The 23825-nt window shown below is 39.8% G+C and carries 19 protein-coding genes and 1 riboswitch; of the genes, 13 read left to right on the plus strand and 6 right to left on the minus strand.

Features of this window, described 5'->3' with window-relative positions; all coding sequences use genetic code 11:
- Positions 1-81: 81 nt before the first annotated feature.
- Together BPOF4_RS04175 and BPOF4_RS04180 are read left to right on the plus strand one after the other, a co-directional pair.
- On the plus strand, positions 82-3276 hold the full coding sequence (locus BPOF4_RS04175; protein ID WP_012957818.1) for a DEAD/DEAH box helicase: 3195 nt from the start codon (positions 82-84) through the stop codon (positions 3274-3276).
- Positions 3277-3418: 142 nt separating this feature from the next.
- Entirely contained in the window at positions 3419-4027 is a 609-nt protein-coding gene (locus tag BPOF4_RS04180; protein WP_012957819.1) for an adenine nucleotide alpha hydrolase family protein, read from the plus strand.
- A 304-nt stretch (positions 4028-4331) separates the two neighbouring features.
- Here the strand turns inward: BPOF4_RS04180 and BPOF4_RS04185 are convergent, their stop codons facing one another.
- Positions 4332-5108, minus strand: coding sequence for a putative hydro-lyase (locus BPOF4_RS04185; protein ID WP_012957820.1), 777 nt, complete (start codon positions 5106-5108; stop codon positions 4332-4334).
- Positions 5109-5389: 281 nt separating this feature from the next.
- Here BPOF4_RS04185 and BPOF4_RS04190 point away from each other — a divergent pair, with 281 nt between their 5' ends.
- From BPOF4_RS04190 to BPOF4_RS04200, 3 genes are all read left to right on the plus strand, one after another.
- Positions 5390-5905 (plus strand): DUF2628 domain-containing protein, encoded by a 516-nt coding sequence (locus BPOF4_RS04190; protein WP_041822237.1) that lies wholly within the window; start codon positions 5390-5392, stop codon positions 5903-5905.
- Positions 5906-6015: 110 nt separating this feature from the next.
- The gene (locus BPOF4_RS04195; protein ID WP_012957822.1) at positions 6016-7200 is read left to right on the plus strand and encodes an MFS transporter; all 1185 of its coding nucleotides are present in this window, start codon (positions 6016-6018) and stop codon (positions 7198-7200) included.
- A gap of 64 nt (positions 7201-7264) precedes the next feature.
- On the plus strand, positions 7265-7576 hold the full coding sequence (locus BPOF4_RS04200) for a hypothetical protein (RefSeq protein ID WP_012957823.1): 312 nt from the start codon (positions 7265-7267) through the stop codon (positions 7574-7576).
- 278 nt (positions 7577-7854) lie between these two features.
- Here the strand turns inward: BPOF4_RS04200 and BPOF4_RS04205 are convergent, their stop codons facing one another.
- The gene (locus BPOF4_RS04205; protein ID WP_012957824.1) at positions 7855-10011 is read right to left on the minus strand and encodes an ATP-dependent Clp protease ATP-binding subunit; all 2157 of its coding nucleotides are present in this window, start codon (positions 10009-10011) and stop codon (positions 7855-7857) included.
- A gap of 310 nt (positions 10012-10321) precedes the next feature.
- Here BPOF4_RS04205 and BPOF4_RS04210 point away from each other — a divergent pair, with 310 nt between their 5' ends.
- The 7 genes from BPOF4_RS04210 (at position 10322) to BPOF4_RS04240 (ending at position 19853) form a co-directional block, all read left to right on the plus strand.
- Entirely contained in the window at positions 10322-12982 is a 2661-nt protein-coding gene (locus tag BPOF4_RS04210; protein ID WP_012957825.1) for an NlpC/P60 family protein, read from the plus strand.
- Positions 12983-13107: 125 nt separating this feature from the next.
- Positions 13108-14154, plus strand: a complete 1047-nt coding sequence (locus BPOF4_RS04215; RefSeq protein WP_012957826.1) for a DUF2332 domain-containing protein — start codon at positions 13108-13110, stop codon at positions 14152-14154.
- 91 nt (positions 14155-14245) lie between these two features.
- A riboswitch (cyclic di-GMP riboswitch) is annotated at positions 14246-14330 on the plus strand.
- Between the two features lie 10 nt (positions 14331-14340).
- The gene (locus BPOF4_RS04220; RefSeq protein WP_012957827.1) at positions 14341-15660 is read left to right on the plus strand and encodes a globin-coupled sensor protein; all 1320 of its coding nucleotides are present in this window, start codon (positions 14341-14343) and stop codon (positions 15658-15660) included.
- Positions 15661-16017: 357 nt separating this feature from the next.
- Entirely contained in the window at positions 16018-17118 is a 1101-nt protein-coding gene (locus BPOF4_RS04225) for a nicotinate phosphoribosyltransferase (RefSeq protein WP_012957829.1), read from the plus strand.
- Positions 17119-17348: 230 nt separating this feature from the next.
- Positions 17349-17666 (plus strand): DUF3870 domain-containing protein, encoded by a 318-nt coding sequence (locus tag BPOF4_RS04230; protein WP_012957830.1) that lies wholly within the window; start codon positions 17349-17351, stop codon positions 17664-17666.
- An 89-nt stretch (positions 17667-17755) separates the two neighbouring features.
- Positions 17756-18823, plus strand: coding sequence for a dipeptide epimerase (locus BPOF4_RS04235; protein ID WP_012957831.1), 1068 nt, complete (start codon positions 17756-17758; stop codon positions 18821-18823).
- Positions 18824-18848: 25 nt separating this feature from the next.
- On the plus strand, positions 18849-19853 hold the full coding sequence (locus BPOF4_RS04240; protein ID WP_012957832.1) for a C40 family peptidase: 1005 nt from the start codon (positions 18849-18851) through the stop codon (positions 19851-19853).
- 115 nt (positions 19854-19968) lie between these two features.
- Here the strand turns inward: BPOF4_RS04240 and BPOF4_RS04245 are convergent, their stop codons facing one another.
- Positions 19969-21108, minus strand: coding sequence for a S8 family peptidase (locus BPOF4_RS04245; RefSeq protein ID WP_012957833.1), 1140 nt, complete (start codon positions 21106-21108; stop codon positions 19969-19971).
- 230 nt (positions 21109-21338) lie between these two features.
- Between BPOF4_RS04245 and BPOF4_RS04250 the strand changes: the two genes are divergently transcribed.
- Positions 21339-21857 (plus strand): GrpB family protein, encoded by a 519-nt coding sequence (locus BPOF4_RS04250; protein ID WP_012957834.1) that lies wholly within the window; start codon positions 21339-21341, stop codon positions 21855-21857.
- A gap of 53 nt (positions 21858-21910) precedes the next feature.
- Here BPOF4_RS04250 and BPOF4_RS04255 read toward each other — a convergent pair whose 3' ends face one another.
- From BPOF4_RS04255 to BPOF4_RS04265, 3 genes are all read right to left on the minus strand, one after another.
- Positions 21911-22492, minus strand: a complete 582-nt coding sequence (locus BPOF4_RS04255) for a LytS/YhcK type 5TM receptor domain-containing protein (protein WP_012957835.1) — start codon at positions 22490-22492, stop codon at positions 21911-21913.
- Positions 22493-22716: 224 nt separating this feature from the next.
- The gene (locus BPOF4_RS04260) at positions 22717-23097 is read right to left on the minus strand and encodes an SET domain-containing protein (protein ID WP_012957836.1); all 381 of its coding nucleotides are present in this window, start codon (positions 23095-23097) and stop codon (positions 22717-22719) included.
- 138 nt (positions 23098-23235) lie between these two features.
- Positions 23236-23808, minus strand: a complete 573-nt coding sequence (locus BPOF4_RS04265; RefSeq protein WP_012957837.1) for a DUF2087 domain-containing protein — start codon at positions 23806-23808, stop codon at positions 23236-23238.
- Positions 23809-23825 lie beyond the last annotated feature (17 nt).

Raw genomic sequence — 23825 nt, forward strand, 5'->3', positions numbered from 1 at the left:
TAAGCTCACAAAGAGATACAGGTATGCTATGAAGATATGCTATGATTGAATGACTATAATTCGTATAAAGGATGATCGGTTTTGACCACTGTACTTAGTGATTTTCTCATTCGACAATTAGCGTCGAGTCAGCCAGTTTATAAACGTGGATTAGAATATTACCGAGCTGGGCTAGTAGAGTATATCTCTTATAGTGAACTATACAATTCCTATCAGGCGAAGGTTTCAGGCAGCTACATGTATGAGGTGGAAATTGACATAGAAGATGATGGCAGCCTTGATTTTGCTTGTGATTGTGAAGCGTCTTATACATATCCGGGCGCCTGTAAACATGTTGTGGCAACCTTGCTTGAACTTCAGGAGAGAGGTACTGTTTTTGAGCGGAAGCGGCAAATCCTTTCAAAGAAGAGTTCGCTGTTAACAGAATTTAAGTCCGTTCAAAAGTGGAAACAGCCTTCTCTTAAGAAAAAACAAAAGCTTCAAGTCGAGTTTGAACTGAAAGTAATGGCTGCTGGTGGATACTTTAAACATATGGTTAACTACATTCAGCTAGGTATGAAAGTAGGAGAAAACAGACTGTATGTTGTAAAAGACTTGTATGCTTTTTTAAAAGCGGTAAATGAAAAGCGACCGTACGCATTCACTAATAAATTTAATTATGAACCTGATCAGTATGTTTTTGATGAGGAAGACGAAGCTGTATTTGAACTTCTGTTTAGGCTGCTTGCCGTTGAAGAGCATCACACAAGAAATACATACGGCCATAAGTCCACCAAACGTCATTTGTTAATGCCGGCTGTGTATATGCATTCCTTTTTGGATTTATTAGCCGGTCGCTATACTACTTTACATGTTGACAGTACAAAAGAATACAAGGAGAGTCTGCAGGTGAAGACGCTTGAAAAAGGGGATTCTTTTTTCACGTTTTTACTCGAGGAAACCGATGACATAGTGGAACTTCAGGCAAATCTCCACCCCGATGTTTTATTTGTCGATCAGCCATACCAAAGCATTCTGAAAAAAGACACGTTCTATAAGCTGACGGAGGAGCAGGCTAAGTCGCTCGAGATACTGGCTAATGAATATGAAGAGGATGAACCAATTGATGTTATTCCTAATGACCAGCTAGAGTCCTTCTGCTCAGAAGTACTACCGGTTATTTCTCAGTACGGTACGGTTCAAATGGAGGATACGCTAAAAGATAAAATTGATCAAAAACCACTTCAAGCCTCTATTAAAGTTGATTACGAAGATGATGAATTAGTGCTTGAGGTCTCTTTTAGATATGGACAAGAAGTGCGAAATCCTTTTGCTAAAAAAGACGTTGCTGATTCAAATACAATTATGGTGCGGGATGTGGAAAAGGAGCAAACGATCCTTCAGGTCCTCGAGCAATATCCATTTGAAGTAGAGGGAGAGAAACTTGTCCTACATCGAATTCAGACAATCATTGAGTTTTTATTTGAGTACTTGCCAAGTCTGAAATCGTATGCTGATATCTACTTAACGAGTGATGCAAAAAAGCTCTTATTTCAGCCGGCTTCTTCCCCGTCTGTTTCGATCGATGTTGAGGGGGAATCCAATTGGCTTGATGTAAGCTTCTCTATCGATGGAATTTCTGATGAAGAAATTGTCGATGTCCTTCGTGCCCTTTACAACAAAAAGAAATATCATCGACTCTCAAACGGCTCATTCATTCATTTAGAAGAAGAGCAGTATGGTTCTCTTCAGAAGGCAGTGGATTCATTAGGCGCCTCTGCTAAAGAATTAAATAAAAGCATGAATGTGCCTCTGCATAAAGCTTTCTCATTAGATGAGAGTCAAGCAGGTTTGAAGTTATCAAAAAAGCTGCACCGGCTTATTCAAGATGTTCAGTCACCTGAGTTCAGTGAATGGATGACACCTGAGAGACTTGATGCCGATCTTAGAAGTTATCAGGAAACTGGTTACAGGTGGATCCGAACGCTTGCCAAATCTGGACTTGGCGGCATATTAGCTGATGACATGGGACTTGGTAAAACGCTCCAAACCATTACACATTTGCAAGCTGACAAAGAAGCTGCATCACAAGCAAAATCTCTGATTATTGCACCCGCTTCTGTCATTTATAATTGGGAAAAAGAGATTAAGCGATTTGCTCCAGAACTCCATGTTGTCGTTATAGCTGGTGCCAAAGCAGAAAGAGAACATGCCCGCACGATAAAAGAAGCTGATGTATGGATTACTTCATATCCGCTGATTCAACGAGATTATGAAAAGTATGAAGGGATCACTTTTGACACAATGGTGTTAGATGAAGCGCAGGCCATAAAAAATGAACAAGCGAAAACGACAAAAGCGGTAAGAGCCATAAAAGCCTCAAGTCGATTTGCTTTAAGCGGCACACCAATTGAGAACCGTATAGATGAATTGTATACGTTGATGCAGACAATCTTGCCAGGCTTGCTTGGTACAAAGAAACAGTTTCGGGAACGTTCTCATGAAGAGATCGCTAAACGAATACGTCCATTTATCTTAAGACGTCTCAAACGCGAGGTATTAAAAGAGCTTCCAGAGAAGATGGAGTCTGTTCAATACACTGATCTTTTGCCGGAACAAAAAAAGTATTATTTAGCCCAGGTCAAGCAGCTTAGATCTGATGTCGATGATGCAATCTCTAGTGATCAATTCCAGAAGAAACGGATAGAAATCTTAGCCGGCTTAACAAAGCTCAGACAAATTTGCTGTCACCCTAGACTCGTATCAGAAGAAGACGAGGTAGAGTCAGGCAAGTTATTGAGACTGATGGAGTATGTGGAAGAGGGAATGGAAGCGGGCCAGCGGATGGTTATTTTCTCTCAATTCACGTCCATGTTAGCCATAATAAGAGCTGAATTTGAAGAGCGAGGCTGGGAGTTCTTTTATTTAGACGGACAAACGCCAGCAGTGGAGCGTTTGAGGCTTGCTGATCAGTTTAACCAAGGAGAAAAAAGTCTGTTTCTCGTCTCATTAAAAGCAGGAGGAACGGGGCTTAATCTTACAGGAGGCGACACCGTGATCCTCTATGATACGTGGTGGAACCCGGCAATTGAAGAGCAGGCTGCTGATCGAGTGTACCGATTTGGACAGACCAAAAATGTTCAGGTAATCAAGCTGATTGCAAACGGAACGATTGAAGAAAAAATCCTTGCCCTGCATGAAAAGAAGAAAGCGTTGGTGGATGCAGTCATTCAACCAGGAGAAGCACAAATGTCCTCTTTATCTGCAGAAGAGATCAAAGAACTTCTTACCTTTTAAAGAAAGCCTCCTTGCACTACTGGCAAGGGGGTTTTCACGTTGGGTGAAATAGGAAAAGGATTGACCAGGTAAATAGATAGAGGAATTTCGGCATGATTTGTAGAATGTACCAAATACCATTACTGCACAGGGAGGGGATTAGGTGTCAAGAAAGTGGCTGGTTTTATCGATCATGACAGCTGTAATAGCAAGTTGCGGTGTCAGCTATTTTTATATGTTTCATCAACCAAACATCGAAACAACTGCACATGCAGAAGCACGAATGATACCATCGGATCATCCGGACCCTGAGATGATGCAAGAAGAAGCTGATTTTCTAGTCACGTTACAATATGGTGAATATGAAGAAGAGATTGCCTATCAAGACGGTCAGGAAAAAAAGGTCAAAGCAATCATCTCCGCACAGCACAGCTATTTAAATACTCTAGCTGGATGGGGAAGAGCAGAAGACTTAAATGTAGCAGCGACAATGTATACAAAGGAATGGAAAAAATTACGAGCTGATATAAAATGGCTTCATGACGAAGGGCTTGCTGATTCGCGCATTAAAAATGATATGAAAAATGCTCGAGCCTTTATGTATGTAGCCGAAACGGGTGACTCTATGTCGCTGCGTTATTTACATCGAATTTTTCACGATCTGGACGCCACGTTAAACGGCGCAGAGGTGGAGAAGGTCTGGGAAGTAACTCATGCTTTCGGCACATCCTCAAAACAACGAACCCTCCATAAGTACTTGCAAGGAAACTAAGAAACCAGGATCAGATGAGGACTGATCCTGGTTTCTTAGTTAAATGGGCAGAGCGTGTTGCTGCTTCGGACGAATGGACGCAATTGTGCGATGAACCGGCGCAATTGGTGGTCTGAGCGACGCAATTAGTCCCTGAAAAGACGCAATTCAGAGGAACTGACGCAATAGTCATCGGAACCGGCGCAATTGCCTCAAAAATAAGCGCAATTAGCAGAGAGAGCGACGCAATAACATCTTGAACCGGCGCAATCAGTAACCGCGCCCACCCCTCTCTGATGTGTTCTGCCTCTACGGTGCCAACATTTTACTTTCTATTCAATAACTCATCATTCGTCCAGTCGGTGACAAACATATGGCCTGGCGCATGTGTAATCATAAGTGGAAGCTTAGCTTCAGTTGCAGCTGCTTGAGGTGTCACGCCACAAGCCCAAAAAACAGGAACTTCATCTTCTGCGATCTCAACAAATTCTCCGTAATCCGGCTTCTCGATTGCCGTAATGCCAATCTCAGCTGGATCGCCGATATGAACAGGGCCGCCGTGCATTTGCGGGTATTTTTCAGTGATGGCTACAGCCTTGTCAACCAGAGCCTTCTTAATAGGGCGCATCGAAACAACGAGCGGGCCAGCGAACGGACCAGCCGCTTCTGTTTGAATGGATGTGCGGTACATCGCAACATTTTTATTTAAGTTAATATGTTTTAGAGGAATATCTGATTTCACCATTTCGCTTTCAAACGTAAAGCTGCATCCGATTAAAAAGGAAACAAAATCTTTTTGCCAGTAAGATTCAATTGACGTTACTTCTGTTTCGAAAACCCCATCTTTAAAGACATGGTATTTGGGGATATCTGTGCGGATATCAGAGCCTTCTGCAAGGGCAGACTTTACTTGGCCTGGTTCTAATACATCAATAACGGGACACGACTTTTGATTACGGTACGTATAGAGAAAGAAATCAAATGCATATTCTTTAGGTACGATGACTAAGTTGGCTTGTACATAATCTTGGCAGTAACCGGCAGTACTTGTATTAAACTTATTTGTTCTTATTTCTTCTCTAAAAGATACGGGACTGATCATGTTGAAAAACTCCTTGTCTGCATATATTTATATCAGTATTACATAAAAGCTTTCTTTATCAAAATAAAGCAATATTCTCTATGAGTCAAATAATTCTGTCATTTTGGTTTGGTAAGATTAAAACTGGATAAATAGGTATTTATCCTTTCTTAATTTTAGCGCTTATCTCAAGACTTATAGCCTATTATTCTCACATTTGCTTTACACACACATAAATCAACTATATATTGTAATATGTTGTAAATGAAAATATTGGATAGAGAAGTAAGAGGGGAGAGAAAATGATGAGTGAAAATAGTGTCCGGCTAGAAGTAGAGAACCATAATGCAAGCATTGAAGAGGCTTTTGTTGGAAAAAACTACACTACATATTACAAGAAAAAATGGAATGAAATGGACGAGAAGAAAAGACAGACATCGTGGAATTTTGCTGCTTTTTTCTTAAGTTTATTTTGGTTAGGCTATCGTAAAATGTATCGTTACATTTTTATTATCATGGGACTATTTCTTGCAGTCGATCTGCTGATTTTCTTAGCAGCTTCAGGAGATGAGGCTATGGTGATGCGATTAAATAACTCAGTCGGAATGGGGTTAGCGGTTGCTACAGGATTATTTGGAAATTATATGTATCGCCTCCATATGAATAAGCAGATTGAGTTAACCGCAGCGAGTACCACAGAACTAGAAAAGCAAGAAGCAATGCTCAGAAAAAAAGGCGGAAGAAGCTGGCTTGGAGTATTAAACACGGTTCTAATTTTTATAGGCTACCTGATTATTACGACTGTTTTATTCGGTTAAGCATCGTTAGCTAATGATTTTTTTAGAGTGCTCTCTTTATAAAGGGAGCACTTTTTACTTTATATAAGGTACACTTATAAGTACAAGATTGGATGGAAGGGAGTGGTGGAATGACAAGTAAATGGAAGGCGTTAGGATGGATTGCAGCAGCTGAGCTGTTTGCACTTAGCCTTTGGTTTAGCGGATCTGTGGTTGCTTTTGATTTAATCGAGGTGTGGGGAGTGAACGAGGGCTTATCACCTTGGTTATCTGCTGCTGTACCTGCAGGTTTTGTGATTGGAGCGCTGATCAGTTCGTCTATAGGGTTGGCTGATCGCTTTAATACGAGGTATGTGTTTGCCCTTGCTGCGTTATTCGGTGCTCTTTTTAATGGGTTAATTCTATTTACAGACCAAGCAATCATTGGAATCTTATTAAGGGTGTTAACCGGCGTCATGCTTGCTGGAGTTTATCCTACGGCGGTTAAGCTGTTATCGCAGTGGTTTCCTGCAAAAAGAGGCTTGGCTATAGGAGTACTTATTGCTGGCTTAACAATGGGATCTGCCATGCCGCAATTTTTCATTACGTTCATTGGAGGCCTCCATTGGCAGTATGTGATCATAGCCAGTTCAACTCTGGCAGTCATTGCAGCAGCAATCATCTATTTCATACTTGATGATGCTCCAGTTACTCAAAAGAAAACCTATTTCTCATTTAACCTCTTAAAAAGGGTTATCAGAAACAAGCCTGTGATGTTAGCGAATTACGGCTACTTCGGCCATATGTGGGAGCTGTATGCGATGTGGACTTGGCTGCCGTTATTTTTCTCAGCAAGCTTTTTAACGTATGATGCTTCTACATCATTAGCTTTTATTGCCTTTGCTTCGTTTCTATGTATTGGAGTTGCGGGAGGTGCAGGGAGTATAATAGGCGGTCTTGTAGCTGACAAAGTAGGCAGGGCACGCTTAACGGTTTACTCAATGGTCATTAGTTCCCTTTGCTGTTTGACAGTAGGGTTTACATTCGGGCAGTCTATTTGGCTGACTCTTACATTAGCGATGATATGGGGGGCGTCAGTGATTTCAGATTCTGCTCAATTTTCTGCAGCTGTCTCAGAATTTGCAGAGGTGGAATACATTGGAACTGCACTAACCTTTCAAATGTGTGTCGGCTTTCTCATTACCATCTTTTCTATCAATCTAATTCCGTACGCTGAGGCTTTAATGGGCTGGGAATGGGTGTTTTCGATACTTGCAGTTGGGCCGGTTCTTGGAATTATTTCAATGGCGCGCTTCAAACGTTATGAAGTTACTTAAGGTTTACTATCGCCTTAGTGTGCCTATACTATGAAAAATGGATTGCTCTAGAGTAGGTGAATTGATGAAGGTTTTAATAGCAGCAGGCATCGTTGTTGTTCCTTTTTTCATGATAATCATTGAGCGCTTTTGGTATAAAGGAAGATTTCTTTTTAATGCTCTCGCATATGCGGCGTTCGTTATTTTTGGATTTATTGCTTCGAGTGCCATTCATACGATCTTAAGAGACCAAGAAGTATTTATGACTAGTATTCACGGTATTTTCCTAAATAAGTGGTTTTTAATTAGCGGAGCCTATATCGGCTGGTATACGCTGTACAGAGTTTTACTCGTTACATTAGCTGAATACCCTGAAAATAAAGAGGTTAGGACATAAAGAGTGGTTAAACAGTGAAACTTATAAATGTGTACTAACTTTGAAGATGAGTTTTGAACTTCACTAGTGAAATTCCTCTCTTTATATAGTTAATGATTTCTGCTGCAGGCACACGCTTTCTTTCTTACGTGCCTCTACACTAAAAAGGTCCTTATCAGGTACTCTTCTAATTGAAGTGTACGCGATAAGGACCATACTTATTTGAATGTAGAGAAGAATACACTAATTTAACATCAAAATCTCGTCAACTCTATCTTTTTATCCTAATCTTTCGCAACTTAAGCCTTTGCTATGACAATCTTATCTTCCTTTACATCTACAGCTATTGCTTTAACTTCCTCTTCATCTAATAATAGATCCGTTATTTGATCTTCTAATTGCTCTTGAATCACACGGCGAAGCGGACGCGCACCAAATGCTGGATGATAGCCAAGTTCTGCTATTTTTTCTTTAGCAGGTGCAGTCACTGACATTGTAATGTTTTGCTCAGATAATGTGTGTTCAAGGTCAAGGAGCAATAGGTCAACAATTTGTACAAGATTTGCTTTGCTTAGCTGGTTAAATTCGATGATCGCATCAAAGCGGTTCAAGAATTCTGGCTTGAAGTAAGCTGATAAAGCATCAAGCACGGAAGTTTCGGCAACAGCCTCGCTTGCGCCAAATCCAACTGTCTTCTTTTTCACTCCGACACCAGCGTTGCTTGTCATAATGATGACTGTATCTTTAAAGCTCACTGTTCTTCCTTGGCTGTCAGTTAAGCGCCCGTCCTCTAAAATTTGCAGGAACATATGCTGAACATCAGGGTGAGCTTTCTCAATTTCATCAAGCAGAATAATAGAGTACGGGTTGCGGCGCACTTTCTCTGTTAACTGACCCGCCTCATCATGACCTACATATCCAGGCGGCGATCCAATTAATTTAGAGACAGAGTGTTTTTCCATGTACTCACTCATATCAAGCCGAACCATTGCCTCTTTTGTACCAAATAATTGTTCTGCTAATGACTTAGTTAATTCTGTTTTACCCACACCAGTTGGACCTACAAATAAGAAGGATCCGATCGGTCGGTGTTTTGCTTTTAGGCCGGCACGTGAACGGCGAACGGCTTTGGCTACTTTTTCAACCGCTTTTTCTTGTCCAATGACCTTGCCGCGAAGCTGATCCGCTAGGTTTTTCATTTTTTCTTGATCGTTTGCTTGCAGTTTACCGACTGGAATCCCTGTTTTCTTCTCAATAATGGCTTCAATTTGAGCTGTGTCTACATTCGCTTTTTTATCTTCTGATTTATTTAGTTTAGCTTCTAGCTTTACTTCTTCATCCCGTAATTTTGCAGCTGCTTCATAGTTCTCTTCTTTTAGTGCCTTGTCTTTTTCTTTATGAATTTCTGCAAGGCGTGATTCAATATCGTCGTGGCTTGCTGCACCTGCTTGCAAGTTTAACTTCGAACCAGCTTCATCTAGTAAATCAATCGCTTTGTCAGGTAAAAAGCGGTCTTGAATATAGCGGTGTGATAAGTTCACACAAGCTTTGATCGCATCTTCAGTGTAGCTTACTTGATGATAATCTTCATATTTACTTTGAATACCCTTTAAAATGTTGATGGCATCTTCTATAGACGGCTCATTGACCATCACAGGCTGGAATCGACGTTCAAGGGCCGCATCTTTTTCGATTTCACGGTATTCTTTTAGCGTTGTTGCACCAACAACTTGGAGCTCGCCACGCGCTAGAGCTGGCTTTAAAATATTGCCTGCATCCATAGAACCCTCTGCAGAACCAGCACCTACTAATAAATGAATTTCATCGATAAACAGCATCACATTTTTACGTTCTTTAAGCTCAGCGATAAGCTGATTCATCCGCTCTTCAAATTGGCCGCGGATTCCTGTATTGGCAACAAGTGATGCTACATCTAATAGGATGACTTCCTTATTTAAAAGTTTTGAAGGAACATGACCTTCAACAATTTTTAATGCTAAACCTTCTACAATAGCTGTTTTACCAACGCCAGGCTCCCCTATAAGCACTGGGTTGTTTTTATTGCGTCGGTTTAATATCTCAATCACGCGTTCAATCTCTGTATCACGTCCAATGACAGGATCAATTAATCCAGCCTTGGCAGCCTGCGTCACGTTTTTCCCATATTGATCGAGGAAACCGCCTCCTCCTTTATGCCCTCCATTCATAGATTCAGCATGGGGTGGATATGGTTTCGGATCATGAGCTGCTGCATTCATATGGTTGTTTGTTAGTTGCTTAAATAGGTCATCGAACGGCATATGAGAAAATCCATGCCCAAAACCTGATGGAATTCCATTTGCAGCACGCATTTCTTGATAGCATGTCTGGCATAACTTAAATTGCCTTTTCTCAGAATTGAATTGCATATTAACATTCACTGTTGCTTGTCGTTGTTCGCAGTTTTGACATTTCATTAACATAACCTCCTCGATTATCATTCATTTTTTCTATTTCATCGGCTGTTTATCTTGTTGAAAGGTTCATCTTGATTTTAAAGATCAAAGTTTGACTTTGACTTTCTTTGACCTTATTTGACTTTATTATACTTTGACCTTTTTTGACTTTCAAGTGTTTTGCCTAATTTTTTTAAATTATTACCTTGCCTATATAAGTAAGCTTCACTTCGCTTTCCTTTATTAGTAGATTAATGTTTGAAATGAATCAGAAAGGACTAAAGACAATAAGAAAAACCATTTAGTAGACTTAGTAAAAGGAGGGATTCTTTTGAAAGAAAAATGTATTTATATCACTATCTTTTTAATGTTAGTGGTCTTTTTTTCATCCAGCACTCTAGCACAAACAACTGGTGAGCCTGCAGCTGATCTTGCCTTAGAAATGGTTGGTCCGAATAATCAAGGATTTATTACCTCTGAATTTGTTCAATACATATATGCAGAGGCAAGAGGAATAGATTTACCTCGGTTAGCAAGGGAGCAGCGCCAAGTAGGAGAGGAAGTTGCCCGTGAAAGCCTGCAAGCAGGAGACATTCTTTTCTTTCAAGGAAGCTCATTAATGTCAGGAATTTATATAGGGGACGGCCGCTTTGTAGTGGTAACAAGTGGAGGAATCACAGAGATAAATCTTGATGCCAGTACTTATTGGTCAGGAATTTATGTCGGAGCTAACCGCTATTTCGAGGATGCTGTTCCCGTAGAGGACCCTGCAGCTAGTCTTGCATTAGAAATGATTGGACCAAATGAACAAGGGTTTTTAACTTCCGAATTTGTTCAACATGTATATGCACAGAGTAAAGGCATAGATTTGCCACGTCTTGCAAGAGACCAACTCTTAACAGGGGCTGAAGTGGAAAAAGATAAACTAGAAGCAGGTGATGTTGTCTTTTTTCAAGGAAGTTCATTAATGTCAGGGATCTATATCCAAAATGGTCAATTTGTTATTGTTACTAGTTCTGGAATTACGCAGGCTAATTTATATTCTAGTAGTTATTGGTCAGGAATTTATGTTGGAGCCAATCGCTATACCGAGGGAAGCAGTATCGAAGATTCTTCAGCAAACTTAGCACTAGAAATGGTGGGTGAAAACCATCAAGGTTTCATTACATCCGAATTCGTTCAATACATCTATAAAGAAACTAAAGGGTTAGAACTTCCTCGGGCAGCTAGTGATCAGTGGCTGCTAGGAGAGGAAGTAGCTTTAGAAGACTTGCTGCCGGGGGATGTTGTCTTTTTCCAAGGTGCATTTTTAATGTCAGGAATCTATATAGAAAATGGTCGTTTTGTCATTATAACTAGTGAGGGAATAACAGAACGGAATATGAACACGAGCGAGTACTGGTCCAATGCGTTCGTTGGAGCTAAGCACTATACGGATGAAAATCTTACTCCGCCTCCTACGTCAAATGAAATTGTCGAAAAAGCCCGTTCATTAATCGGGACTCCTTATAACAGAAGAGGGGATAATCCTGTAGATGGTTTTAATACAGGTTCTTTTGCTTATTATGTGTACCGGGAAGTAACCGGAAGCTGGCTCTCAAAACTATCTTACGCGCAATTTGAAGCTGGTCTTGAAGTTGAACGCGATGAGCTTCAAGAAGGGGATCTTGTGTTCTTTCAGAATAATGACGAGTGGCTGACCGGAATTTATTCAGGAGATGACCGGTTTATCATAGCTGCATCAGAAGGAGTGCAGGAACGTCATTTAGACTTCCATACCTATTATTCAGATCGATATGTTGGAGCAGTAAGATATACAGACGCGATTCTCAATAAATCTAACCCAAATACGTATCTAAATCATAAAAATCCAGTCATCCAAGAGGCAATGAAATATATGGGAACACCTTATCTTATGACTGGAAGTACACTCGAAGCCTTTGATTGTTCTTTCTTGATTCAAACGTCCTTTAGAGAAGGAAAAGGGATATACCTTCCAAGAATCAGTTATAGACAATGGGAAGTAGGAGAAACCATTCTGCCGGAAGGCACCAATATAGAAGAGATCACACTTGATGATCATATCAGACCTGGGGATGCTCTTTATTTTTCAGGCACATGGCAAGAAGGTATTTCACATGTCGCCATTTATTTAGGAGATAACTATATGATTCATGCAACTGGTGAAGAAGGAATGACAACAATCTCTTATATGAATTCATATTGGCGTGAACATTTCACAGGGGTTAAACGCTTTGATGATCTTTCAGTCCAACTAGATCATCCAGCGGTTTACGAGGCTTATCAAGTACTAGGAAGCCCTTATCAATTAGGTGGAGCTGATCCTGAGCAGGGATTTGATACAGGAGGGCTTACACAATATATTTACAAGCAGGCATATCAATATGATCTTCCACGCTACGGCAGCCAGCAATGGCAAGTTGGAATGGAGATACATCCTGATAATGCTGAACCTGGAGATTTGTTATTCTTTGAAGGGACGACATTGATTCCTGCAATTTATTTAGGGAATAACCAAATGGTTGTGGCTACTCAAGCAAACGGGGTGATGATTGTTGACCTCACTGTAAGCTCCTATTGGCCGCCACGACTTTATGGAGCCAGAACGTATGAAATAGAAGATGTTACTCTTGAAGCCGTTGCTGTCCTAACAGAGAATTATGTGGGAGAAGTGTTTCATGGCTCTTCTGTTGAATTTGTACAAAACATGTACTTAGAAGCTGCCAATAAACAGTTATCAGGAAATATTCATACGCTTCGTTCAGGCGGGGACTCCATTCATATTGAAGAATTAGAGCGAGGCGATGTGATGTTCTTCAGTGAAGAAACCGAAAGTAATACCCCAAGTTTTATTGGCATTTATTTAGGGGATGGTTCTTTTGCAACGTTAAGAGATCAAGTGGTAGAAAAGTATGAGATGAATGATGATATTTACTGGATTAATCGATTATTGGAAGCAAGGAGATATTAATCCTTAAGAATAGGAAGCTGTCAGCTTCCTATTTTCTTTTTGAACAAGGAAATTCCCTCTTTGGAATCGAATTTTGTATATTGAGGGAGGATATCTTCCTTAGACATACATTCTAGGAGGACAACATGGACATTAATCAGCTTTCAAAACGCTTTATTCTTTTTGCCAATGATGAGTGTGCAGACTCTAGCAAGTTATATGAGACATTATCCAAAGAAACAGCGAAAGACGAAGAGCTTCTCATCATTTGTTCGCATGCGAAAGAGGGCCAGCCCATCCCTAATTTATTTTTTGGGGCGGTTCACTATCTTCTATTAAAAGGAGTAAGGCATGAGCTTGCGGATTATTATCTTAGTTTAGTTGAAGAACCGAAAAAATCTACCCATGCATTTGTTCACTTTAAGTCATTCTGCGAGGAGTATAAAGAAGAGATTATTCACCTTTTACAAACGAAACTCGTACAAACGAATGAAGTGCGGCGCTGTGCATATCTATATCCGAGTTTTTCCTGTATATATGAGAAAACAAACAAACCTTTGGCTTTAATTGAGATCGGTACAAGTGCCGGTCTGCAATTGCTATGTGATCAATATCAGTATTCATATGATGGGTTACATCGATATGGGAACCTTAACTCACCTTTATCTCTAAGCTCTGAAATAATAGGAGAGAATGTTCCATCGTTTAAAAAGGAAGCTTATCCTGTGCATTCTCGCTGCGGGATTGATTTGCATATTAATGATTTAAGAGACCAAGAAGACATATGCTGGCTTAAGGCATTGATTTGGCCAGAACATATGGAGAGAAGAAATGAATTTGAAGCAGCAGCCTCTATCTTAAAAGAAAGTGTAGATGAGTTGAATTTGGTAGAAGGGGACGGAATTGAATTACTGCCTCAAATAGTAGAAGGGCTGCCTCAAAATGTAACCGTTTGCGTGTTCCGTACGCATGTTGCCAATCAAATGCCGTTGGAGACAAAAAAGCAACTGCTTCAAACAATAGATGAGCTAGGAAGAGACCGAGATATCTTTCATTTGTATAATAATATTTCAGATCGATTCTTACATTTAGATTCTTATATTGATGGAAGGAAAACAGAAGAAACTCTAGCAGAAACTGCTGGACACGGCGAGTGGTTTAGTTGGAATGTTCAAGAAACAACACATGTTTGATATACATCGCTGATAGGAAAATGTTCGTGTGTTTGTCATTTATTGATTGCGAAAAAAAGGGTTTTTTTGCCTCTTTCTAGTATAATATAGGTAAATTGACGGATACGTTGAAAACTTCTCTGTAAATTGGGCGCTTTGAGAAGTTGGAGTAAGTAGCGCAACCGGCCGATAAAGGGGATACTTTACATGAGCCTGTTTTCGTTAATCAAATTTTTCAAAGAAAGTCAAAACGATTGGATGGAGCAAGTAGGTCAGCTGCAAGTGAAGGTAGATGTGGCCGATTCGACGATTCATGACAAAATGAGAATGGTTCAATTGACAGAGCAAGATCTGCAAGTCATTAAAAGCATACAACCTTTAGTCATATCACATGTTAATGAGCTGGTTCGTGGTTTCTATGATACGATCCTTCAAGTGCAGGTATTAAGAGAAAAAATTGAGCAGCATAGTTCGGTAGATCGACTTGAAAGAACGTTAGAGAAGCATCTAATTAACTTATTTGAAGGGAATATTAATGAACAGTTTGTGGAGAATAGAGTGAAAGTCGCAAAGGTTCATTACAAGATTGGTGTAGAGACTTCTTGGTATATGAGTGCCTTTCAAAACCTTCAACAAGCTATGTTTCTTGTTATTTGCCGGGAGTTTGATCAAGGGTCTAATAAAATTGATGAAATTAAGCAAGTCACAACTGCAGTTAATAAATTATTTAGTTTAGAACAGCAAATTGTACTCGAAGCTTATGAAAATGAAACCGTTGCCAAAATGAAAGAACAATTTGAAGTTGGGAAAACAGAAATCCGTACTAAAATTATGGAGATTAGTGAAGGATTAGTAGCTTTGGCCGAAGAAACTCAAGCTTCAGTAGAGATTTTAAGTTCTCACTTCAATGAAGTAAGCGGAAATTCATTAGCAAGTAATGAGCAATCAATTATTGCTGAGAAAAAGGCAAATGACGGTCAAGGACAATTAAATGACATGCTTCATAAAATCCATTCAATTGAAGAGTATACCAATAATATGCAAAAAGCTATTAATCATCTTGGACAAGCAACAAGTGAAATTACTCATGTAATTACGATTGTAAAAGATATTGCTGAACAAACAAATTTACTTGCGTTAAATTCAGCAATTGAAGCTGCCAGAGCAGGAGAGCATGGCCGTGGGTTTGCGGTGGTATCACAAGAAGTGAAAAAGCTTGCAGAACAAACGAAGAATTCAATCAGTCAAATTGATAAATTAATCGCTAATTCAGATCACTACAAACAAGAAGTGGCACAATCATTAAGCCAGGTTATTCAAGCTGTGAAGATGGGGCTTGAGGCATCGGGACAAACCGATGTGGTGTTTGGTCAAATGGTGGAATCCATTCAACAAAGCAGCCATACCGTTATGAAAGTAAAAAACCAAATGGACGAGCTTACTCGTGTCGTAAAAGAGATAGAGAAAGCTAGTATGAACGTAGCATTATCAGCCGAGCAATTAAATGAAGCGGTTGCGACTGCTTGATTGTGCAGCATCTTACTTAGTGTAAGGTGCTTTTTTTCAAAATCTTTGGTTAGACTGTTGAATGAGATAACTATGTCTTCCTAAAAAGGGGAATCCGTATGCAAAAAGAAAAGCGCAAGGCATACTGGCAAGTGTTGGCCTGGGGGCTGATTGTGGTCATTTTAGTAGGTGTATGGAGAGCGATGCAATGAGGAAATAAACATGATACGTTATGTGAATGATATAGTTTATAAATGAGTTCTATTTCGGAAATAATAATGGGGCGTATAGGTTTAAAGATTTGGAAAAAGAGTAAATAGTAAGTAGGATAATTACTAGGTATAAATAAAAGCAAGCCAACTAATTGGAGGCCGAATAATGAAAAAAGAAATTGAAATGAAGATGGCTGGCGAGCTTTCACGGTTAACAAATCATACATTTAAATTTGACGAGAGAATTAAAGAGGGCTGGTACTCTGCGGTATACTTCCTTAAAACAAAAGAAATCGCGAAAAGATATAAGCCTGATAAAATAGTCACGATGCAGTTTTTTCAAAAAGAAGAGGCTGTTTTATGCGGAATTGATGAAGCGATTGCTCTTTTGCACACGTTCTCAGAAGATCCTGAAGAACTTGAAATCCATGCCTTGCATGACGGTGATAAAATCAGCCCTTTTGAAACAGTTCTCACGATTAGAGGATCCTATCATAAATTCGGCTTTTTAGAAGGAATTATTGATGGTATTTTAGCGAGACGGACAAGTGTTGCAACGAATGTATACAGGGTTGTTTCAGCTGCTAAGCATAAGCGGGTTATCTTTATGGGTGATCGTGATGACCATTTCAGCAATCAAGCAGGAGACGGCTATGCCGCATTTATCGGAGGGATGTCTGCACAAGCTACTCATGCGATGAATGAATGGTGGGGAGAAAAGGGTCTTGGTACAATGCCCCATGCTCTTATTCAGCTGTTTAATGGGGATGTAGTAGAAGCATCAATTGCCTATCATGAAACCTATCCTGAAGATGAATTAATTGCGTTGGTTGATTACAATAATGATGTAATTACGGACTCTTTAAAAGTAGCTAGGGAATTTGGTGCTACACTAAAAGGGGTTAGAGTTGATACGTCAAGAACGATGATTGATCAATACTTTATTCGTAATCAACATATTTTAGGAAGCTTCGACCCTCGTGGTGTGAATATTCCGCTTGTAAAAGCATTAAGGGAAGCCTTAAATGAGGAAGGCTATCATCATGTACAAATTGTCGTGAGCGGGGGATTCTCAGCTGAGAGAATTCGTGAATTTGAGAAGAATGATGCTCCTGTTGACGTCTATGGTGTCGGAGGCAGTTTACTAAAGCTGTCAGTTGGTTTTACCGGGGATGATGTCTTGCTTGATGATCAGCCTGAAGCAAAAGCGGGCAGAAAGTTTAATCCTAACCCGCGAATGGAAAAAGTTGAAATGCCGCACTACTAATTCGCAGCATATGTATTCTTACAAAAGAGTGCATGTGCTTTTTTATGTGAGTAAAGAGTTGGACTGTAACAAACAAATAGGTAACTCTGCCCTATTTGAAAAATATGTCATTTGTCTGCTTGTATTAAGAAGTGATATGATATATCATAATTTTCAGATAATCATTTGCTCTGGTCATCATAAGCTAGCCATCCGATGATCAATCAGTAAGTGGTAAGTAGGTGAAGTACATGTTCGATCAAGATTCTATCTATATTGTTGGTGAAGCAAAATCACCATCTAATAATCCGATAACCGAACAATACAAAGTATTCTTCATTGGTTTTGTGGTTGACCGACTATCTGGAAAAATCATTGATGCTGAAGCAACGTCTATATTATCGATTACAAGCTCATTTATAAGGCACTTATTTGTCGGAAAAAATATCCGAGAGACAGATCAGATAGTGAAGGCCATTGAGGAGAAGTATTACGGCTCTTCTCAAAAAGCTGTCATTGTTGCCTTTCGTCATGCAAGTCAAAAGTTTAATCAACTACATAACGTGTAAGCTGCTTTGTCCCTTACAGGATAAAATCCAGCTAAGTTCTTTACAGAACTTAGCTGGATTTTTTTAATTGATGTCGAAGGAGTTTTTATATGAACATTCAACAAATAGATGTAACAGAGAAGGTTGTTTCTCTTAAGGAACCCTTCATAACGGCTCTTAGGACAGTGACTGAGGTAGAGGTGATTGAGGTGAAGATTACCCTGGATTCAGGGATTACAGGGGTGGGTTCGGCTGTTCCGACCTATGCCATTACCGGCGAATCAAAAGAGAGTATTATAGCTGCAATTGAACATCCAATTACAGATGCTCTTTTACACACACCTGTTTACTCATTTCAAGAAATGATAAGGCTCGTTCAAAAGAGCTGCATTCAAAATTATAGTGCAAAAGCAGCCGTTGACATGGCACTGCATGACGCTTATTCGAAAAGCTTAGGAATCGATCTGCTCGAATTCTTTGGCGGAGGCTCCATTCCTTTGCAAAATGATATGACAATTAGTCTTAGCTCAAAAGAAGAAATGAATCAGCAAATGCAGCGTCATACTAGAGCTGGTTTTACTCAGATGAAAGTAAAGCTTGGAACATCAGGAAAAGAGGACATTGCGCGGATTTTGTATTTAGCAGAGAACGCAAATGAGAACATTGAGTTTCGAATTGATGCAAATCAAGCTTGGTCACCAAAAGAAGCGATCACACTCATTCACGTTCTTGAAGCAAATCAAGTTCCCGTTCAATTTATAGAACAGCCTGTAGCAGCAGATGATTTAGAAGGGTTAAAGTACGTGAGGGAGCACGTACATCTGCCTATTATGGCAGATGAAAGCTGTAGAACTCTAAAGGATGCTCATCACATTATTAAGATGGGTGCTGCTGATATGTTGAATATAAAGTTGATGAAATGTGGGGGGCTGAATGAAGCAAGAGCCATTGCAGACCTCGCGCAAACAGTAAGAATGCCTTGTATGGTCGGCAGCATGATGGAATCACATCTATCTGTTGCACCGATCGCCGCTTTGGCCAGCGCACATCCGAATATTACCATGGTGGACTTAGATGCACCACTTTGGTTAGAAGATGAGGAAGCAAAAAGCAATCTCTTCTATGAAGACGGGGTTGTTTCTTGGCGCAAGTCAACAGAGGCAAGGCTTTCAATATAAATTCAAAACAGGAGGAGAATGTCTAATGAAAAAATGGTTGCTTATGCTGTTGATGGTAAGTATGGCTGGAATGATCCTAACACCGGCCGGCCTAGCAAAAGAGGTAGGAAAAGGAGATATTGCCTTTGTTGATGTATCTGTGTTGACGGTGTGGGCTGAGCCGAATTTGGACCGGCCGATTGATGCACCTGCTGTATCGAATCCAGTTGATCACTGGAAGTGGACTACTGACATGACCTATGAGGAAAAGCTATGGCTAGTCGGAAAGCTAGAAACACAAGCTCTATACGGAATGAAAGTTAATGTGTTAGAAGAAGCGGGTGACTGGGTTAAGATTTCAGTAGAAGGCCAGCCTACGCCTCGTGAAGAATCAGGTTATCCAGGCTGGGTTCCTAAAGTTCAGTTAACAAATAATGAACGGCTAGAAGATTTATCTAACCGTCCGTTTGCGACAGTCACTGTGCCGACTGCTTCTTTATACGAAGATCGTGCTTTATCAAAAGAATTTATGGAAGTGAGTTTCAATACAAGATTGCCGGTTATGGCCGAGCAGGGAAATAAAGTACTTGTTGCGACACCAGCTGATGGAAACAAGTGGTTCGACCTAGCAGATATTGAAATATATGAATCAGAGCAAGATATACCAAAACCAACAGCTGATGATTTACTAGCTACTGGTGAATTGTTTTTAGATTTACCATACTTATGGGCTGGTGTATCAGGCTTTGGATTTGATTGTTCAGGATTTACACACACGATTTATAAGGCTCATGGAATAACGATCCCTCGTGATTCAAGCATACAAGCTCAGCATGGTACATTTGTTGAAAGAGAAGATTTGCAAAAAGGAGACCTTGTATTCTTTGCCCGTAACAATGGCACAGGAGCCGTTCACCATGTCGGAATGTATATTGGTGAAGGGAAAATGATTCACTCACCCAATACAGCCAGCACCGTAGAAATTGTGGTGATTGATGAATCGAGTTATGCATCAAGCTATCACAGCGGACGTCGTTATTTAGAAAATTAACAATAGCAGGAGGCTGGTCCATGTGTGAATGGACCAGCCTTATTTGTTAAATAGAGGTACACGCGGTTTACTAGCAAAAACAAAAAAAGCGTGGAAGTGTCCACGCTTTTAACAATTATTGTTGAATAGCAGCCATTGACTGCACCAAACCATTTCCGAACTGATTTGAGCCGCCTAGTGGAAGGGCAGTATCATTTAAGAGATTACGAAGCTCAACATTAGATAAATGGGGCTTCGCTTGCCATACCTGTGCAGCGACACCAGCTACATGTGGAGAGGCCATAGATGTTCCATTAAATGAAGCATAGTTATTATTAGGAGTTGTACTTAAAATACCGGCACCAGGAGCTGAAATCTCAACAGCTGGTCCTGTACTAGAGAACGTTGCACGTTGATTGTTTTGGTCTGTTGCAGCAACAGCGATGACAGATTCATATTTAGCAGGGTAGCCAACTGTGTCGTTATTACCGCCGCGATTGCCGCTATTCCCAGCAGCAGCGACAACTAGTAATCCTTCGGCGTAGGCAAGGTCACTGAACTCTTTTAAAATAGCAGAGCTTTGAGAACCACCTAGACTCATATTAATAATATCCATTCCATTATTAATGGACCACTCAATTCCTTCTGCAATCCCTGCATAGGAGCCGCTTCCAGCATTATTTAGTACTTTGACAGCATAAAGATCTGCTTCACTTGCTACTCCAACGACACCAATGTCGTTATTAACGGCAGCTACGGTACCTGCAACATGTGTTCCATGGCCGTCACCATCAAAAAATGGATCGCGGTTTGCTGAATCTGTAAATACAGAGTGACCACCTTGTACATTCGCTGTAAGATCTGGATGGCTGCGGTCAATTCCTGTATCAAGAATAGCTACTTTTACACCATTGCCAGTGTATCCAGCATTTTGTGCGTCAGTTCCTTGAACACGAGGAATACCCCAAGGTACGTTTTGTGCAAGCTTCGTTACCTCTGCATTTTCCTCAACAAATTTAATATGGGGGTGGTTTTTTAGACCGCGAGCTTTATTTTCAGGTAGTTCTACTTGAACGACCGGGAGCAGATTAAATTCATGGATAATATCTTCTTCCTCCACTCCAAACGCCTTCAACAATCCTTTTTGAGACGGGCCGTCAAATGAAACTAAATACTCTTTCGTTTCGTTTTGAGCAAAATTATTTTGAGCGAAAGCTGCTTGTCCTGGTAATAGCATTGTGAACACTAATAGAAGCGCCAATAAAAGATGTCTCATTTTCATCTTCCTCCAATTATTTATTTAGTTGTAAGTATCTATCTAATATGAGTCTAAATAGATAGATAATTCTAACTATTATAATATTAATGATAAAGTGCAATAGATCAGGAAGCAATCAATAATTATATAAACATACTTATACAAGTAGTGTCAGAAGGGATTTTCCTATTATTGGCTAATACATGTAAGAGGAGTGTATTAGGAACAAAGAGAGGGAGTCACCTATTATGAAACAAATCGTCCATTTTAAAAGGGAAGAGGTCTTTCGGGAGCGTGCAGCTTTAGTGGTAGCTAAGCATACGGAAAGGATCAAAAACGGCCTGCAAAATGCTTGTGTGATTCATGTTGGCAGCACAGCAATTGAAGGGTCTTTAACAAAAGGAGATGTTGACCTTCAAGTTCGTATTCCAATAGAGGAGTTTGACCATGCAAAAAGCTTCTTGTTAAAGCACTACACCATTAATACCGGGAGCACGCAAACGTCATTCTTTTGTGCGTTTGAAGACGAGGAAGACCTTCTGCCTTTAGGATTACAGTTAACAGCTGCAGGTTCAGAGTTAGATCATTTCTGGAAAGTAAAAGCATACTTTGTCGCATATCCGTGTGAGGTCATTCAATATAATGAGTTGAAGTTAATGTTTGAAGGAAAAGATATGGAAACTTACAGACATGCAAAGTCTCTTTATATGAGAAGAATTTTAACATCTAAAGAATACAGAGAATTTGAAAAGAGGTTAGGAGAGTGATAGATATAGGGGGCGGCTTGAAGCACTCATGAATCCAGCATGGGTGCTTCATTTTATCTCGTCTTCTGATGGAACTTAAGTAAGAATATAAGCAAAGCCATTAGGAAGACCATGGTTAAGGTTTGCATTGTGATCATTAGTTTTGCTGCATCGTAAAACTCGTTTGTAAGAGAGGTGAAAAAGAAGCTTAACGAAGATACATAAAAGAACACATGAAAAAGAGCTAAGCCAGAAGCCATAACGATTTTCTTTAAATCGTTAGATGCCAGAAAGCTCGTATGTAGAAAAGGGATCGTAACCACAACAAGGCTTGAAATAAAAAAGGAAGGGACCCACCCTGGCCCGCCAATGATTAACCGGTATATATTAAGTACAGCGTAAATAGGAATGGCAACCGGAAACCCGCCGAATAAAGAACCGATAATAAATGGTATATACCTAAGGTCAAATATAAAACCATGGCTGATATGGATAGGGAACGACATACACAACACCATGACGATGCTAGATAAGAGAGCTAGTATGATGACATTTCCATCCGTTGTCTTTTTGTATTCGATGATCATTAAATAAAAAAGCATTCCAAGTAGCAAAAAGAAGACGTTACCTAACAACGTTTCAATTAAATCAAACATGAGGATCGTCCTTTCAGTTCTTTCTAAAATCTTACCATAACACCTATGGAAAAAGATACTCTAGGGCATATCACTGTATGATGTATGATAACGCTTATACTTTTTCGAGCATTCCAAGACATGACATACGTATCTCAACATTTTACCCTATTTGCCTAGTACACCTCTATTAAGATAGAAAAAAATATGAAGCCAGATTAAGCTTCATATTTTTAGGTCCTTGCTTATTTATCTTTCATGAACCATAGCGGCGTCTCATCGGCTACTTCTCCGTTATAATTCACGAAGATTTCCTCGCCAGCTTTAATATCGCGATAGGCATAATAACTGAAAATATGCTTATCAAAATTAATATCATAGGTTGCATTTGGAGTAAAAGAATGATTAAAAAGCATTCCATAGCCCAGCACAATCGCGGTATGATTTTTGCCATATTCATATACATAATCAGCTAAGACCGTTTCTTGGATTAAAATGTGCTCGATATTCGGATAAGGTACGACAGGAGCCTCGTGAAACATGGTTCCTTTTGGGATATCTTCTGTTGCAAAGACCCCTCTATTAAATTCTCCTCCACTGACAGGGGAGGTTTTGACTGTAATCATTTGCGTCACCTTCGCGTTCTTAGAAGTAGTTATATTTATCTTCCTAGCTTGACAGTTGTTCGTGTGAAAAGCAACTGTAAAATGCTTACTCTAATCTAGTCATTCTCAATTGAGCTGATAAGGATTATAACACGTCTGCTAGATGAGCCACATTTCCTCAGGATTCAGTTGATACATCCCATTTTCACGGTGCATAAAATGACACATAATAAATTCACGTCTAATTGTTGCAAAGTCCTCGTGGTATTGTTTAATAAATTCATTTAATTCTTTTTCACTGTAGATGACTCCAACGTTTAATTTGCTAGCTAGGTATTCTAAAATGATAAGCTTTTTCTTGCGTTGGGCCGGAATAGTTTTTAATTTACCATCGTCTGTGAAGAAGTTTTGAATAACTTTGTATTTCTCTTGGTCTTCTACTTTAAATGGGTCCATCTCTACTTCACCCCCTACTTTAATAATCGCTGCTGCCATTATTTCAAGTTTCTTCTCATCTAAATGATAGTAAATCGTATTTTTTTCTCTGCGTTGGTAAACAAGATTTATGTCTCTTAATTTAGCGAGATGGTGAGAAATAGTGGGAGGAGTTAAGCCTAACTTTCCCGCAATGGCTTGCCCATGAAGCGAGCCGTTCTTTAATAAAGCAATAATTTGAATACGGGTTTTATCCCCTAATGTTTTATGGAAGTTAACTAAACGGTTTAATTGCATCTTCATATCCCCTTAGA

The organism is Alkalihalophilus pseudofirmus OF4 (assembly GCF_000005825.2).
GTDB lineage: Bacteria > Bacillota > Bacilli > Bacillales > Bacillaceae_D > Alkalihalophilus > Alkalihalophilus pseudofirmus.